Here is a 14503-nt window from a genome sequence, read left to right as displayed (position 1 = left end):
TCTAATTCGATTATACGCAGATAAACGCTTGATCTTATAACCTAAATAACGCTATTCCGCTACATTGAACAGGTTGATTATGGTCAGATACCTCCATGATAAACCTGTTTTTTTGTTATCTTCGTTTTCTTGCGGATTATTCAAAACAAACATATATATAGTGGTTCTGATAAAAATGGTAGGATAAATGATACAGAGCAGAAAAGTATTGAACATCTAAGAGAAAAGTATAAAGATACTCCAAATGTTAGAGGTGATATTGAAAATATCTCTTACAAAACAATTTGTCGAAGTTGTAATGATATTATTGATCAATTTCAAAAAGATTTTCCGAATATTAGAATTACGCGAGTGCAAACACTAGATGAATAAAATATAATGGAGGAATTTAATATGGTTTATTTCAAAGAGAGTCGTATAAATAAATTCTTGACGTCCTTAGAGAAAGGTTCTTATCCTATGAAACCTTGTACTAAGGAGGATTTATCCAAATTAATAAATTTGTCACCAACTAAGACACTGCCTCAAACTTATTTGGATTTTATGAATAAAGCTGGAAATGGTATTGAATTTATAGCTGGTTCAGATTTTACCATGAAGTATATTTCTGATTTAAAAGAAGGGGCAATTGAACTTTTAGAGGGAAATAAATTTAAAAAAAAGCTCACTGATATTCAGTTTGTATTTATGATGCATCAAGGATACATGTTTTGGTTTTTTAATTTAGATGATAAAGACGATCCGGCAGTATATTGTTATGATGAAAGTTTAGAGTTAGATGAATTTAATAAAATCAGCGATACTCTTTCAGATTTTTTTATATCTCTATACGACTGATGGTTAAATTTAATAATAGTCATAAGTTGAATGGGTTTACCGAGATTAAGTGATGCTATAGGATTGGGTAGAACTCGTTTACACGCTCCCATATTGCCCGTTTTGATAAATAGCTCTCAGTGCGAATGAGTCGGCGGCTGATTCCAATTAGACATAACTCATGTAATACCCGTATAAAGATTTCACTATTTCGGTTGTACGCACATCAAATGCTTTAATCTATAATCTATGTATGTAATAGCAATATATAATCAGGCCAATTATGGTTAGATACCACCATGATTTACCTGTTTTTTGTTATCTGTGCTTTCTTGCGTTTTTTTCAGAATCTTTCGCAACTGTAGAACACTCTGCCACGATAGGGAGGATAAAAAGGTAATGCATCTTCTAAGATGGCCACGACCATTACTAGTAGGGGTGCTAAATCAAATAATTTGGATTTTAGTCCGCAACAGAACGGACATTATAGCAATTATTACGACAAAGAATCCTATATGGTGATGACCGGTTTACTTAAAAAGTAGGTCATGTGGTAAGAATAGCCACCGACTCCCTCATTTCTATGATACAAGCAGCAAATCCGTCAAAAGTTTCTCCCGTAGGGGAACGCATGACTAACGTTCAGCTTTCAATAGACAAAGTTGCTATTGAATATCATGGAGTGACAGTGAACTTCTTCAATCAACTCGTCCTGTCCTTTCGGGACTGGTTCAATGTAAAGCCCTTTATTCGTCATAAAGGGTATGTTTAACTTATTTATCACGTTCCTGTATCAAACCTATGGGAGCATTATAAAGCCTCCAGTAAATCAATTTATAAAGAGACGGTGATTGATTAATGCAAGAAGGAAAAGTGAATTATGGTTCAGAAGTGTGCATGAAATTTTCTAATGAAGAACTTTGGGAATACCTTATAACTAAATTTGAAAAAAATCCAGATGTAACTATTAAAATATTGTCTGATGATGATAGAGAGGTTGAAATAACCTCAAGGACACCAATTCAATTTATATGTTTTGATGGAGAGAAACAAGATTATATGAGGGGAATTTACGCAATTTCACACATGTTGAGATATTATCTTTATTTGCTGAAGTTGTTTCGTGCTTTATTGGTGCAATAGAAGTCGAAATCATTGAGAAAGAGGTTCCTTACGATAAAGAAAATAAGCAATACAAGTATTATAAACCGCATATTTATGAAATTAATGTAAAAAACAAAAAATCCGACAAAACGATCAAATCATTTGAAAATATAATCATAAATTATTAACTATTTCATCAATTAGAAAACGATAATGATTTTGTGTAAACCAAATAACAGCCCCAAAAGCAAGTTGTACGATAAAATCAACAATACAACAATGCGCACCATACCGTGTGTTACACCCGATCCAAAATCGAGACAAATCAAATAAGTTACCTTCGGACATTGATAAATCAAGCAAGAAAACACCACCAACTAAACCGAGAAGGAGAAAAAAATGAAACCTGTGATATTGAATAGTCAATTAAATAAAAATAATTTATGGAGCGGTTGTATACTTGCATCGGTCTCACTATCCTGGATTATCATACGAACATTCATGGGATGATAATAACTATAATGTTGTCGATGGTTCGGGAGGAAGAGGAACTATTACTTTCAAAGTTAATTACTTTGTTGGGGCACTTCGAAATGAAAACTATACTCGAACCGATATCCTTACAGCTTTAGATTTTTTTATGGGTGCACCAAAGGATATCCTTGAGTTGGCTAAGAATGAAACTTTAGAATATCTTCTTGAAGAAGATGAAGATGGTACGTCTTCACCATCTATCACTACTGCATTTTGGGGTGATAATGATACCATTACTTCAGTTGATAATATCGTAAGAATAGTGCAATGTGGTGGATATTTATTAGAGAGGCAGTTTATGGAGAAAGACGCTGCAATTGAATCTTGGCGAGATTATTATGAGATGACTTCTGAACAAGTAGAGTTGTTAAAGTCCATATATGCAAGGAAAGTAAATAATCCTCAGGAGAACATCACTTTGACAAAAAATGAGATCAAAATAATTGGAGCAGAAAATACTGAAGGATTGAGTGAAAGTATAACTTCATTTGAGGAGATCGGGATATATTGGGAGAGGTGAACTGTTACTACAGCTACCCAGTGACGAATGTATCCTTTGTTCAACCATAAACACACTAAACCCATGTTATACCTCTACAATAATTCCTTGATTTTCTTTGTATGTACATATCATCCTTGAAGAAGAATGCAGTGCAAACGATACGTAATCCGAACCGTAATTAAGGGCAAAGCGTAAATGTACTTGTGAGCGTTCTCAATATATGCAAAATGCTGACATATAGCAAAGTGAAACTTCAGAACGAACACCACGTAATAACAAAATGATATATGAAAATAATACCAATTAGATTTTATTTTATCCGAGGAGGGGAAGCTTTGAAGAAATTATTAGCATTTTTGTTGTCTTCATCCTTGATACTTACTTCACTAGCGCCACATGCACTGGCTAAGGATGAGAAAGCAGCAATGACACGAGAAGAGGTTGTTACTTATTTATTAAATGTTGCAGATGATTATAACCCTGGCTTGAAGAAAGAAGACATTTTGAAGGGGGATGCTCAAGGAAAAACCAAAGGTGGTGAGTATGTCTCACGTACCGAAGCATTAATTATGCTAAGTAGAGCATTCTCAGACCTACCGAAGCCGCAAGGAAACGATTTGCGTAGCTTAAATACAGCGTCTTCCTTTAGTGACATCCCGGTGTGGGCACAAGCTGAGATGACTAAAATTGCTGCGACAGGTATCGTTAACGGTTATACGGATGGCAAACTTGGAGCTAAGGATCAAGTTACACTTGAACAATTAACTGCACTAGTTAAAAGAATGGTAGCGCTAAAGGGGACAAACCCTCGTGATGATTATTATGAGTTTGTAAATAAAAAGTGGCTGAATGCATCTACCATTGATGCTGGAGAAATGACCAACGGTGCATTTAACGAATTGGATAAACAAAATCAAGAACGAATTAAAGATATGCTGCAAGAAGTTGTGAAGGACACACATGCTAAAGGATCAGTAGAACAGAAAATTGCAGACTTTTATACGAATGCACAAGATTTGAAGCATCGTAATGCTTTGGGAATTAAGCCAATTGCACCTTATATTGCATCCTTGAATCAAGCTTCTACAATCCAGGAGGTAATGAATGTAGGCTTGAAGATGGAGAAAGAGCTCGGCTTTGGATCTATTTTATCATTTGGTATCATGGCAGATGCTAAAAAAAGTGACATTAATGCATTATATTATGCAGGTGTAGGCTTGATTTTAGACAAGACGAGTTATGTTTCTAACAATGCTCAAGCAAAAAAAGTGTATGTCTCGTATTTGAGCAAGTTATACCAACTTGTTGGTGACAGCAAGGAAGTTGCCGAGAAAAAGGCAAACTCATTGTATGAGTTTGAGAAGCAAATAGCAGCAGCAACGATGGACATTCAAGACCAGAATGATGTAAATAAATATTATAATCCATATACGATCCAAGACTTTGATGCGTTGTTCCCTTCACTGGATATGGCTAATTATTTGAAGCAGCTACAGCTTGGTTCCGTGGATAAAATAATTGTAATGGACAAGGGGCAAGCCAATAAGCTTTCACAATTAATGACTGATGAGCATGTGCAAGATTTTAAAAACTATATGCAAGCGATTTGGCTTATTAATACCAGTAGCGTATTAAGTGAAGAGTTGCAACAAGCATCGTTGGATTTCCAAGCTAATCTATTTGGTATTCAAGGTCAAAAAACACAAGATGAAATTGCAATTCAATTAACACAAAGTGTAATGAGTGATTACTTAGGTCAAATGTTTGCAAAACGCCATTTTACAGCTGAAGCGAAGCAAGACGTGGAAAAAATGGTGAAGGAATTTATTGCGGTGTACAAGGAGCGTATTAAGGCGCTCGATTGGATGTCTGAAACCACTAAAGCTAAAGCTATGCTGAAGCTAGATAAAATGACCTACAAGATCGGTTATCCTGATAAATGGGATGACAGATTTAAAGACGTATCCATCGTATCCATTAAAGAGGGTGGAACATTATTTGATAACTTTGTAGCTATTCGCAAAGCATCATGGAAAACAGAAGTAGCAACATTGGGTCAACCTGTGGATAAAAGTAAATGGCAAATGAGTGTTTACAATGTTAACGCCTATTACAACGCACTCAATAATGAAATTGTATTCCCAGCAGGTATTCTTCAAGCACCATTTTATGATATTAATGCGAAGCACGAAACAAATTTAGGTGCAATTGGTATGGTGATAGCCCATGAAATCAGCCATGCATTTGATAATCTCGGCTCTTCCTATGATGAAAATGGAAATGCTGTAAACTGGTGGACACCTGAAGACTATAAGAAGTTCCAAGAAAAAACGGAGCGAGTGATTTCTTATTATAACGGACTGGAAGTCATTCCTGGTGTATATAATAATGGTAGCTTGACTGTGAGCGAAAATATTGCTGATCTTGGTGGTATGGCCGCCTCCTTGCAAGTATTGTCTCAAACGAAAAATGCTGATTACAAAGCTTACTTTGAAGGCTATGCAACGATTTGGCGTACAACAATGAGTAAGGAAGTGGTTGCCTATCTTTCTAGCAATGACACACATTCCGCTAACAAAATTCGTGTGAATCGCACAGTTGCCAGCTTTAAAGAATTTTATGATACCTATGGAATTACAGAAAAAGATACGATGTATGTAGCGCCAGAGCAGCGTGTGAGTATCTGGTAGAGTATTATAAGTTCTAATTTATTTTTGCCTAAAATATAAAGGATTGTTTCCACGACATTTCGGGTGTTAGCCTGACTGCTTGGAAAAGGGGCTACTAAGAATGTTATATTGACCTATTTACAGCCGCAATAACACTCCAAAGCTCTTTCCCACTTGAACCATGAGTAGGAATGAGCTTTTTTACATACCCAAAATCAAAGAAGGATGAAACAAATGGCAAAACGTGTACAGGTTGTGACAGCAGAATTGAAAAAACAGCAACCAGTGCAGAAAGCAGAAAAGAAGGTACGGTCTATAGCACAGGCCCGCGCATTATACGAGCTAATTGTTGGAATTCATGATAACTGTCAGCAAGCCCGGGAGTACGTGAGTAGCAGGGTTACATCGTTCTGGACGGACTGAAGGTTAGTGTAGGCTTATGCAGTATAATCGGGGGGAAATGCTGCTGAAAAAAAGGGGAGAAGTATGTAGTGCCCTAGCTTTAATTGTTTTTTCACCATGAAAATGGTGATGGTAAAAAAATGTCGAAGTATTGACTCGGATGAAAATGGAATCATACACTTTGGTAAATTCTCAGATATACTGAAGTTGCTGTTTTCAAAAAAAATAAAGTGTTAAAATGGCAGATGGATACTGGATGAAGGAAAAAATAAAAGGGTGGTGGAAAATGGCAAACTATACGCACCTTATGAATAGCAGTTGGTACGGTGAAATATCAAATTCCAATATTTCGGATATTAAAGAAAGCATTTTACGTTCAAAGACGGAACGAGGTATTATACTCCAACTCGTGGAGCTTTTCAAGTTAGGAGATTTTACGCAAAAAACACTCTTAATTCACTTGTTAAATCATTCTGAAGATGAAGCAGCATTAAATCTTTGCATTCGGATTTTTTGCTCAATTTGTACGCATGAAGATTTAAGAGACTCGAACAATCTTCTGTTTTTAGAAAATGCTACAGAAGATGTGGTTCATACATTTGCGTCAGCGGCAGTTACAACGCTTTCTCTCGAAGTTGTTCCATACCTATTAGCATTGCTTGAAGATTGGGATGAAATTAATGATACGTCGATCATTATAAGGGATTCGATAGATGCTTTTATTGAATTTGAAGAGCATTTAGGTGATGGTGCAACCGTGGAAGAGATTGGTCAATATTATTTGGAGTACATTAACAGGTGTAACTCGGAAAAGTATTACTATAATCAAGAAATTGCATTTATTGGTAATTTAACAAAAAAATTAATTGAAAGAGTTATGATTGCCGCTAATACCGGACAGCGTCTTGAAATGGAGTTAGTTCCATCCTTACTATCGATTTGGTCTGGGGAGAAAGTGCCAGGCGATTACTACACAGTAATAAATGCAGACAACTATAAAGGTTTTATTAATTATGTCGAAGGACTTTCAAAGAAAAACTGGGAGAAGGGACATAAGTATTTTTACGGACTTAAAGTATAATGTACGGTTATAAGACACCCTCTGTGATAACATGATGTGAAATAACCCGTGATAAAATGAGGGCTGCCCAGTTCCAAATGAACTCATCATTCAACTAACAACACATATAACTTAACAATAGCGTTACGATGATCAGGTCGATTATGGTAAGATACCACCATGATTGACCTGTTTTTTTGTTGTTTTATAGGAATTCGAGCAATTAATGGAAAATATTGTCCTCTAGATCAAGCAGAAATTATTTGCTACAGATAAATAATCATTGGAGGGACTGCTAATGGAACTAGATGATCAAGTATATATACAAATTTTACAATTGTGTAAAGAGGGAGATGCTTTAACTGAAAAAGGACAAATTATTAAAGCTATTGAGAGTTATACTGCCGCTCTGGAACTGGTTCCGTTACCGAAGAACAACTGGGAAACAAGTACATGGATTTATACAGCATTAGGCGACGCTTATTTTCATAACAATAGCTATGAAATGGCCAAAAGTAATTTTTATAATGCTTTAAACTGTCCAGATGAGATTTCAAATCCATTTATTTTACTGAGACTAGGAGAGAGTTTGTTCGAGTGTGGGGAGCTTGCTAAAGCTAAGGACTATCTGTTAAGAGCTTACATGTTAGAAGGATACAAAATTTATTTTAGTGAAGATGATAAGTATTTTGAATTGATTAAAGATATGATTTGAGGAGGTTAATATGGCTACTTTGCAATCACCAATCAATGAAAAGTTTGAAAGTCTTGTGAGTGAAAGTAATGAACAATTTAATAATGGAAATCATGAAGATTCTATTTCTTTGTTAGAAGAGGCTTGGAATTTAATACCCGACCCAAAGGGGATATATTGTGAAGAAAGCTATCATTTGGTGAAGGATGTTATTGCTACTTGTTTAATTATTAATGATCTTAAGAAAGCAAAACTGTGGGCAGATAAAATATTTTTAACTGGATTTGATCGCATAGATTCGGGTGATAAGGAATTTATTTCTGGAAAAGTTGCTTTCGAACTAGGTGATTTAGAAACAGCGAAGGAATTTTTCAGCATTGCCAATAGGAAATCAGAAGGTAGATGTTTTGGAAGTCCAAAGAATATTAAATATCTCAAGTTTTTTAAAAGTTAAATCTCAGAGCAAATGAAAACGACCTATTCCGGATAATAGAATTGGATGTCGATTTGAATATTATAGGAGTAAGATAAATGAGAGTATGCCTTAAAGAGGATTTAGCGAAAAAAGAGAATCTATCAATGAATAAAATATATATAGTTTTTTCTGTGGAAACCAGTAAAAATGGTGAGAAATTTTTCAGAGTGGAAAATGATGTGAATCAAGTTGTGCCTTATTCAATCTCTTTATTTGAAGTTGTATCCGATAAAGTGAACTCTGATTGGATATTGTGGAACAAGCCCAATAATAGCTCAGCTCTATTGCCGAAGCAATTTGCTTATCTAATTTTTTGGGAGGATTATTATAATGATGAATTAGAGGCTTTGAGTATATTTAACTTGGTTAAGGAGCAGCTATTTCAAGAAGAATTAGAAGAGATTGAGGTGCGTGAGATTTTCGAAATAGAGAATGAGGATGAGATTACATTCGTTCTTAATGTTCTCTTTAAGACAAAAGACAATAGATTCATTAATCAAGCGATTCAATATGTAAAAACAAAAGTGGTAAAAAATTATGGAATAGATAATACTACACTACTTGCATTTCAATATCTGAGTTTATTCAATCAAAGTGAAGTGGAAGATTATTTCCTTTATTATTTGACTAACATTGAGTTAGGAAACGACCGATTAACTGCAGTAGTAAAAGAATATTTTAGCTAAAAAGTAAATGACTCTAATGAGGGTGAAACATTTTGAAATATTTAAATGAGTTAGTCTCACAATTTAGAATTGATAAAATTCCTATGAGTCCTTGTACAAACGAAGATTTAATTAATGTGAGAAAAATGATTAGCGATCAAACATTACCAATGGCTTATATTGAATTTCTTGAAACAATGGGAAACGGCACTGATCATACCTTTTTGCGTGGTGAATCATGTTTTATGGATGAATTGTTAGAATTAAATGAAGGGGGAGCAGAATTGTTAGAAGAAAACAATGTACCACTAAAGCTTACTTCAAACGATTTTGTATTTTGGATGAGTCAAGGTTGTATGTTTTGCTTCTTTAAATTAGATGAAGGGGAAAATCCACCTGTCTACTTTTACTCAGAAGGTAAAAAGAAGGATGGTTTTTATAAGATTACAGATACTTTCACAGAATTCTTGCAACGCAGGTATATTAAAGATAGGTATATATTTCAAAAAAAAGAATAAGAAAAGATCTTGAATAAAGAAATAACCAATACTTATTAAAAGATTTTTGTAAGGGTTGCTAAAGATAATACGTTAATGATGCCTTAGCTAATAAAGTTGGAGGAAAGTATGGTGTATTCAAATAATGACGAAGTTGGTTTAAAAAGAGATTTATACGAACGATCAAAACCTGGGATGATTGATACTTCAGCGGTAAGCCCTAATTGGTTCACTTTTACGGATCATGAATGGGAAGCATTACAAAAGGATTTCTTTGAAAAGCCTCTTGACGGCTTGTTGGTTGATTTAGTCTCGATATTTAGAAAAGGGAATCCCAATTACATCAATTTAGGTAGCCTGTTCGGCATTGAAAAAAAGAGGGTAGATGACAAAAATAAGATTATCTACACTGTTAATCAGGTGAACCGGAAGGAAAACGACATTACTAATGTGACAATGTTTCTTGATTCTGATAGTCATAAAATTACCGAGATTTATTTACATATGCAAGTACTGCCTCATATGAATGAACTTAAATGCAGGATCGAGGAGAACTATTCCGATTTACTTGTTAATGTTAGCAATGAGCTTGTAATTATTGATAGAGATTATAAATTAATGCTTAAAGAGTGATTTTGTGAAAATAAGTAATCCATTAATTTATAGGATAATTTTGAAAGGGGGGATATAGATGTCTAGACCAAAACTTTCTGCATCACAAGCGTTGAAAATTGCACAAGAGTACGTCAATGAACGTAACAAGCACATCATGAGGTTTAACAAACACTATATTCCATCGACCATTGACAGTGACATAGATAAATCTGTTCAGTATTATGAAGATTTTTTTGCATTGACGGGCGGCGCTTGGATTGTTGAGTTAGACTTTAGGGATTTTGAAGAGCTTTTGGTTGTTTCTGATGAACAAAAAGTTATTTCTTTTTGGATATTAGGAATCGATAGAAATAAAATACCTGAAATATACACTAAGTTAACCACTGACCAATTGCTCCAAATTGCTCAAAGCTATAATGACGAGTATGATTTAGAGGGAGTAATCTATCCTAATCAAGGTGAGTCAATATTTTTTTATGAGAAATTTGAACATGTTGAAGGGTACTCATGGATTATTAATATGAACGTACCCCCTTCACCTTATGGCGGGGGTGATATGGTAAGTCTGGTTTTTTCTGATGAAAAAGCGTGTGTTGAATATATGTTTGATCCGTCAGGCTACCCGATTGCCCCTCATTCAGATGACGATTAAGATATGGCTTATTCCAACTTGAAATCATGAGTTAGGAGTGAGCCTATTTATATGTATCGGTATTTATGGGATCATAAAAAGTCTTAGCGAGTTCAACTAGCACAGAAAATTGGAGGGAGTTTAATGTTTATAAAAAATGACGAAAGCATTAATGCGAAGTTTCTTTATAGAAAGCCTGTAGTTATTGGGGTATTGGACGATAGTGATAATGATTTCAATGATATGAGCTGGATGGTGGATAACTCGTGGGAATTGTTAAAAGTGAAATTTTCAGAAAGTTCTTTTCAGGAGTTAGTTGTAGGGTTGGTGGAAATATTTATAGATGGACAACCAAACTACTCAACACTGGGTGAAATGTTCGGTAATGATACAAAGGTGGAGGGGGATGTTGAGAAAGTAGTATACAAAATAAGCAATATTGAAAGAAATTCAAATGATATTATAAGAGTCGAGATGTACCTAGACCCTATAAATCGAAATATTAAAGACCTATTTTTATATGTTCAGGAAGGGTTAGATAAGTTAAAACTTAAAGAAATACTTAACGAAAAATATGAGGGCGTATCCATTGAATTAAATAGCGAGTTTATTATTACAGGTAAGGATTACAGAATCATCATCGGCGGCAAATAAAAAGAGGAGATTTTAAAATGAAAATAAACGATCCGATTTTTGGTGAAATTGAGTATAACTATACTTGGGCTAAGGATACTACGATTCATTTTTTTGGAAAAGAAACTGAGATTGCATTGATGATCGATGGTGAAGAAGATGGCAAGTTTGATGAAGATCAATATACGGCGTATCAATCATTAATGCAAAACTGGCAGCAATTACAGCAAAGCTTCTTGCAACCCATTTTAGACTATTACCAACAAAAACGATATGAACTGGGTTATGATATTGAATTTAATGAGTATTATCCCTTAGTTGAAACAACCAGCCAACTTCTTGAGATGATTACTTTGGTTGGAATTGTTGTTTCATATGCAGGGATTTATGAAGGCCGAGATATCGGAATACTTTTTGATTGTACATGGGATATAGAGAATGGAGTGGGAATTCGTTTATTGAATGAAAAAGTAACTGAAGTAGGCTATCAGGATGTTGCGATTTGAATAACTTATCATATGATGTGAAAGAAATACTGGTACAAGCAGGCTGGAACCCAAATAATAAGGTTGATTTAAGCGAGACAGTAAAGTTTTTAGAAGCAATGGGGTATCAAGTATTCGATTCAGTGATTGCTGCACTAAGAGTATTTGGTGGAATCGAATATAAATTTAAGCATCCCGATGGAAGTTTGGAAACCTTTATATTTAGTCCTGAAGAAGCTGTTGGGGATTATTATGAAAAAGAAGACTTTGAGGAATTCGAGGCGCGAGTAAAAGAGCCGCTTGTTGTAGTTGGAGAAGCATATCGCGGAAATTTAATAATGTTTATTTCGAAATCCGGGAAGGTATACGGGAAAAATGGATATTCTTTATTCAAGTTCGGAGATAACATTTTCGAAGCCCTAGATACTTTATGTTTATTTAGAAAACCAGAAGAGGTATAACCCGGGAACAGATAGACTTGTGGCAAAGGTGGTTTGATAAGTTATGAAGAACGGAATATACAGCAATTTAGTTGAGGAAGTTATTCAATTCTCTAGTTCTATTATGGATTTCCCGAAAACAGCGAGAGCCCAAAATATCGTTATAATTAATCAATATGAAGAGGCGAAAAGGCTAGCCGGTACTGAAGTTTTTGGTGAAGATGAGTATACTTGGTCTGATATAAGACAACTTGAAATGGGAAAAGTCAAGGGGAAGTTATATAAATTAGATTCTTCCCAAAAACCTAGGGGTTTGGATGAATTAACTGGATTAATAGCGGATGGTCTTAGAAGTCAAATAATTCACCCCTATCACGATTTTTTTGAAACTGTTGTAGTGGACTTGAGAAATTGTGCAATCAATCGTGCAATAAACGGTGAGGTTGAAAATTTTTATGAACAAGTTTTTAGAATCTATAAGGCTGGTGGTTTTCCATGCGGGTGGGATGGTGATTATCCAGACGAAGGCAGACTTATTGCTTACTTTGCTTAAACAACAAAATGAGTGAGGTTAACATATGACCTTTTCACAAAGAACTATTGATATTTTAAAGGATGCTGGCTGGTATCCTGAAAGGAAAGTAGCGATTAGCTCAACAATAAACTTTTTAGCAGAAAAAGGGTTTGAAGTATTTGATCTTGCTAAAGAGGCATTTGAACACTTCGGTGGACTAGAGTATTCAGTGCCTAGTGACGAATCAGATGGCTTTCAGGTAGGTCCTGAATTTTTAAGGGAAGGCATCGAAAGGAAACACTATAGCAGGTATGAAACAATAATAGGAGAAGAGCTAGTTGTAATCGGATTGGCATATGACGAGAATGCAACTATGTTTATGTCTAAAACAGGGATAGTATATGGCATTATGGATGATTATTATATTTGGAAATTCGGCGATAATATATATGAAGCTATACATAATTTATGTGAGAGTAAAGAGTTAAAGGTAATTAGTGAAGAATGAGAATAGTGGGTGGAGTTTTGTGAACATAGAATTTGAGTCAACGTTTAAACCAATTCAACATCAAGAACTTATAACTTTTGAAGAAACGTATAGTCTTATCTTGCCAGATGATTATAAGAATTTTTTAATGTATCGTAACGGAGGTAAGACAGTTCGAAGAAGATTTGAAACAAGAGATCAAAAAATAACATCGTCTATTATGTTATTTCTGCCACTTAGCAATGAAACGGAGTGTAATCTAGAAGACTATTATAAAAAATATAATGGTGGAGCAATAATCCCTCCTAACTTTATTCCTATTGGAATAGACCCTGCAGATAGTCTAATATGTCTTTCTGTTAATGAGGAGGATCAAGGGAAAGTTTATTTCTGTGATATGGATTATTTCGAAGAGGACAATGAGTTGAGACCAGAATTCATTAAACTAGTATCTTCAAGTTTTGGTGAGTTTGTAAATTCTCTCTACCAGCCAGAATGATTCCAAAGATCCGCTTCGTTCGATAACAGTCACAACACAGCATTTATGGAGGTAACATGTTCAAGAGCGAAAAGATTAAAAATTACTTCGATCCTTTAGCACTAAATCTATTGAAGGAATTTGGACGTTAGAAGTGTATTTTAGTCTGGCAGACTTACTCCGCTCGGAATTTGAGTTGAGGTAAGTCTTTTTTTGCAAAGCGTACCAAGCGGACCACTTTCACAGACAGAAAACTATTAATAATATTGATGGAAAGCGGGTTTAATCCTAAATGAAAGAGATAATAGTTAGTCAAGAGTTATTAAACGAGTTTGAGAATATTCAGTGGTTTACAAATTGCGGTAAACAAGCAGAAATAGATTTACTATGTTCGGTACAACAAGTTGATGGGTGGGAGAAAGCAGAGGAATTTGACGAAAAAGATGAATGGGAGGAGGTAATATCAAAGAGTAGGGATAATCTTGCAGATTTTATTATGAGGAAATTAGGATATAGTGTTAGGAATTTCAATTCAATTGTTGCTGCAGTAAGAGAGTCACAACAGTATAAAACAGCCATAGCTAAACTTTATGATAGTGTTGAAGAGCGGAATATAAAAGAAGAGTTCGGTGATACATTAAGTTGGTTATTGCTTAATGCAGGAATTGAACGTGCGTTTGCCGGGTTTAAAGGCTGTCCAAAGTTTTTTAGCGAAATGCTAGAAGTTCTCAAACTCGGGCACTGTCCATGTGGATGGACGGGAAGATGGCCCAAAGGTACGTTATACATATACTAAACCCTT

Annotated in this window: 19 protein-coding genes; all 19 read left to right on the top strand. The window is 34.9% G+C overall.

Annotated features, from left to right (window positions below):
* The first annotated feature begins 129 nt into the window (after positions 1–129).
* Positions 130–372 carry a deaminase domain-containing protein gene (locus ACAN56_RS12225; RefSeq protein WP_231578409.1) on the top strand — a complete coding sequence of 81 codons (243 nt, stop codon included), beginning with the start codon at positions 130–132 and terminating at the stop codon, positions 370–372.
* A gap of 21 nt (positions 373–393) precedes the next feature.
* Complete coding sequence (locus ACAN56_RS12220; protein WP_038589086.1) at positions 394–837, top strand: SMI1/KNR4 family protein; 444 nt, start codon at positions 394–396, stop codon at positions 835–837.
* Between the two features lie 837 nt (positions 838–1674).
* Positions 1675–1959, top strand: coding sequence for a hypothetical protein (locus tag ACAN56_RS12215; protein ID WP_038589088.1), 285 nt, complete (start codon positions 1675–1677; stop codon positions 1957–1959).
* Positions 1960–2380: 421 nt separating this feature from the next.
* On the top strand, positions 2381–2974 hold the full coding sequence (locus ACAN56_RS12210; RefSeq protein ID WP_197073682.1) for a hypothetical protein: 594 nt from the start codon (positions 2381–2383) through the stop codon (positions 2972–2974).
* Positions 2975–3291: 317 nt separating this feature from the next.
* Positions 3292–5646: a M13-type metalloendopeptidase gene (locus ACAN56_RS12205; protein WP_379143046.1), complete on the top strand. Its 2355-nt coding sequence runs from the start codon at positions 3292–3294 to the stop codon at positions 5644–5646.
* 667 nt (positions 5647–6313) lie between these two features.
* Positions 6314–7108 carry an Imm47 family immunity protein gene (gene imm47 / locus ACAN56_RS12200; protein ID WP_038599259.1) on the top strand — a complete coding sequence of 265 codons (795 nt, stop codon included), beginning with the start codon at positions 6314–6316 and terminating at the stop codon, positions 7106–7108.
* A 277-nt stretch (positions 7109–7385) separates the two neighbouring features.
* Complete coding sequence (locus ACAN56_RS12195) at positions 7386–7802, top strand: hypothetical protein (RefSeq protein WP_379143044.1); 417 nt, start codon at positions 7386–7388, stop codon at positions 7800–7802.
* A 10-nt stretch (positions 7803–7812) separates the two neighbouring features.
* On the top strand, positions 7813–8235 hold the full coding sequence (locus ACAN56_RS12190) for a hypothetical protein (protein WP_038589098.1): 423 nt from the start codon (positions 7813–7815) through the stop codon (positions 8233–8235).
* A 77-nt stretch (positions 8236–8312) separates the two neighbouring features.
* Positions 8313–8942, top strand: a complete 630-nt coding sequence (locus ACAN56_RS12185; protein WP_379143041.1) for a hypothetical protein — start codon at positions 8313–8315, stop codon at positions 8940–8942.
* Positions 8943–8974: 32 nt separating this feature from the next.
* On the top strand, positions 8975–9439 hold the full coding sequence (locus ACAN56_RS12180; RefSeq protein WP_038589102.1) for an SMI1/KNR4 family protein: 465 nt from the start codon (positions 8975–8977) through the stop codon (positions 9437–9439).
* 108 nt (positions 9440–9547) lie between these two features.
* On the top strand, positions 9548–10051 hold the full coding sequence (locus ACAN56_RS12175; RefSeq protein ID WP_379143039.1) for a hypothetical protein: 504 nt from the start codon (positions 9548–9550) through the stop codon (positions 10049–10051).
* 58 nt (positions 10052–10109) lie between these two features.
* A complete protein-coding gene (locus ACAN56_RS12170; protein ID WP_379143037.1) occupies positions 10110–10685 on the top strand; it encodes a hypothetical protein in 576 nt (191 codons plus the stop codon).
* A 123-nt stretch (positions 10686–10808) separates the two neighbouring features.
* Positions 10809–11318 (top strand): hypothetical protein, encoded by a 510-nt coding sequence (locus ACAN56_RS12165; protein WP_379143035.1) that lies wholly within the window; start codon positions 10809–10811, stop codon positions 11316–11318.
* A gap of 17 nt (positions 11319–11335) precedes the next feature.
* Positions 11336–11803: a DUF6985 domain-containing protein gene (locus ACAN56_RS12160; protein ID WP_379143033.1), complete on the top strand. Its 468-nt coding sequence runs from the start codon at positions 11336–11338 to the stop codon at positions 11801–11803.
* Entirely contained in the window at positions 11800–12243 is a 444-nt protein-coding gene (locus ACAN56_RS12155) for an SUKH-3 domain-containing protein (protein WP_038589112.1), read from the top strand. Before ACAN56_RS12160 ends, ACAN56_RS12155 begins: the two co-directional genes overlap by 4 nt.
* A 43-nt stretch (positions 12244–12286) precedes the next feature.
* Positions 12287–12775 (top strand): hypothetical protein, encoded by a 489-nt coding sequence (locus tag ACAN56_RS12150; RefSeq protein ID WP_379143030.1) that lies wholly within the window; start codon positions 12287–12289, stop codon positions 12773–12775.
* Between the two features lie 25 nt (positions 12776–12800).
* On the top strand, positions 12801–13244 hold the full coding sequence (locus tag ACAN56_RS12145) for an SUKH-3 domain-containing protein (protein WP_379143028.1): 444 nt from the start codon (positions 12801–12803) through the stop codon (positions 13242–13244).
* Positions 13245–13263: 19 nt separating this feature from the next.
* On the top strand, positions 13264–13722 hold the full coding sequence (locus ACAN56_RS12140; protein WP_379143026.1) for an SMI1/KNR4 family protein: 459 nt from the start codon (positions 13264–13266) through the stop codon (positions 13720–13722).
* A 271-nt stretch (positions 13723–13993) separates the two neighbouring features.
* Positions 13994–14497, top strand: coding sequence for a hypothetical protein (locus ACAN56_RS12135; RefSeq protein WP_341118489.1), 504 nt, complete (start codon positions 13994–13996; stop codon positions 14495–14497).
* Positions 14498–14503 lie beyond the last annotated feature (6 nt).

The organism is Paenibacillus paludis, assembly GCF_042610515.1.
Classification (GTDB): domain Bacteria; phylum Bacillota; class Bacilli; order Paenibacillales; family Paenibacillaceae; genus Paenibacillus_AQ.
The sequence above is the reverse complement of the archived record's forward strand: the minus strand, read 5'-3'. Positions and strand labels throughout refer to the sequence as shown.

What these genes read in the sequence shown, in the direction of transcription:
- ACAN56_RS12220 (WP_038589086.1), top strand. Translation starts at nt 394, where the DNA reads ATGGTTTATTTCAAAGAGAGTCGTATAAATAAATTCTTGACGTCCTTA.
- ACAN56_RS12215 (WP_038589088.1), top strand. Translation starts at nt 1,675, where the DNA reads ATGCAAGAAGGAAAAGTGAATTATGGTTCAGAAGTGTGCATGAAATTT.
- imm47 (WP_038599259.1), top strand. Translation starts at nt 6,314, where the DNA reads ATGGCAAACTATACGCACCTTATGAATAGCAGTTGGTACGGTGAAATA.
- ACAN56_RS12195 (WP_379143044.1), top strand. Translation starts at nt 7,386, where the DNA reads ATGGAACTAGATGATCAAGTATATATACAAATTTTACAATTGTGTAAA.
- ACAN56_RS12190 (WP_038589098.1), top strand. Translation starts at nt 7,813, where the DNA reads ATGGCTACTTTGCAATCACCAATCAATGAAAAGTTTGAAAGTCTTGTG.
- ACAN56_RS12185 (WP_379143041.1), top strand. Translation starts at nt 8,313, where the DNA reads ATGAGAGTATGCCTTAAAGAGGATTTAGCGAAAAAAGAGAATCTATCA.
- ACAN56_RS12175 (WP_379143039.1), top strand. Translation starts at nt 9,548, where the DNA reads ATGGTGTATTCAAATAATGACGAAGTTGGTTTAAAAAGAGATTTATAC.
- ACAN56_RS12170 (WP_379143037.1), top strand. Translation starts at nt 10,110, where the DNA reads ATGTCTAGACCAAAACTTTCTGCATCACAAGCGTTGAAAATTGCACAA.
- ACAN56_RS12165 (WP_379143035.1), top strand. Translation starts at nt 10,809, where the DNA reads ATGTTTATAAAAAATGACGAAAGCATTAATGCGAAGTTTCTTTATAGA.
- ACAN56_RS12160 (WP_379143033.1), top strand. Translation starts at nt 11,336, where the DNA reads ATGAAAATAAACGATCCGATTTTTGGTGAAATTGAGTATAACTATACT.
- ACAN56_RS12150 (WP_379143030.1), top strand. Translation starts at nt 12,287, where the DNA reads ATGAAGAACGGAATATACAGCAATTTAGTTGAGGAAGTTATTCAATTC.
- ACAN56_RS12145 (WP_379143028.1), top strand. Translation starts at nt 12,801, where the DNA reads ATGACCTTTTCACAAAGAACTATTGATATTTTAAAGGATGCTGGCTGG.
- ACAN56_RS12135 (WP_341118489.1), top strand. Translation starts at nt 13,994, where the DNA reads ATGAAAGAGATAATAGTTAGTCAAGAGTTATTAAACGAGTTTGAGAAT.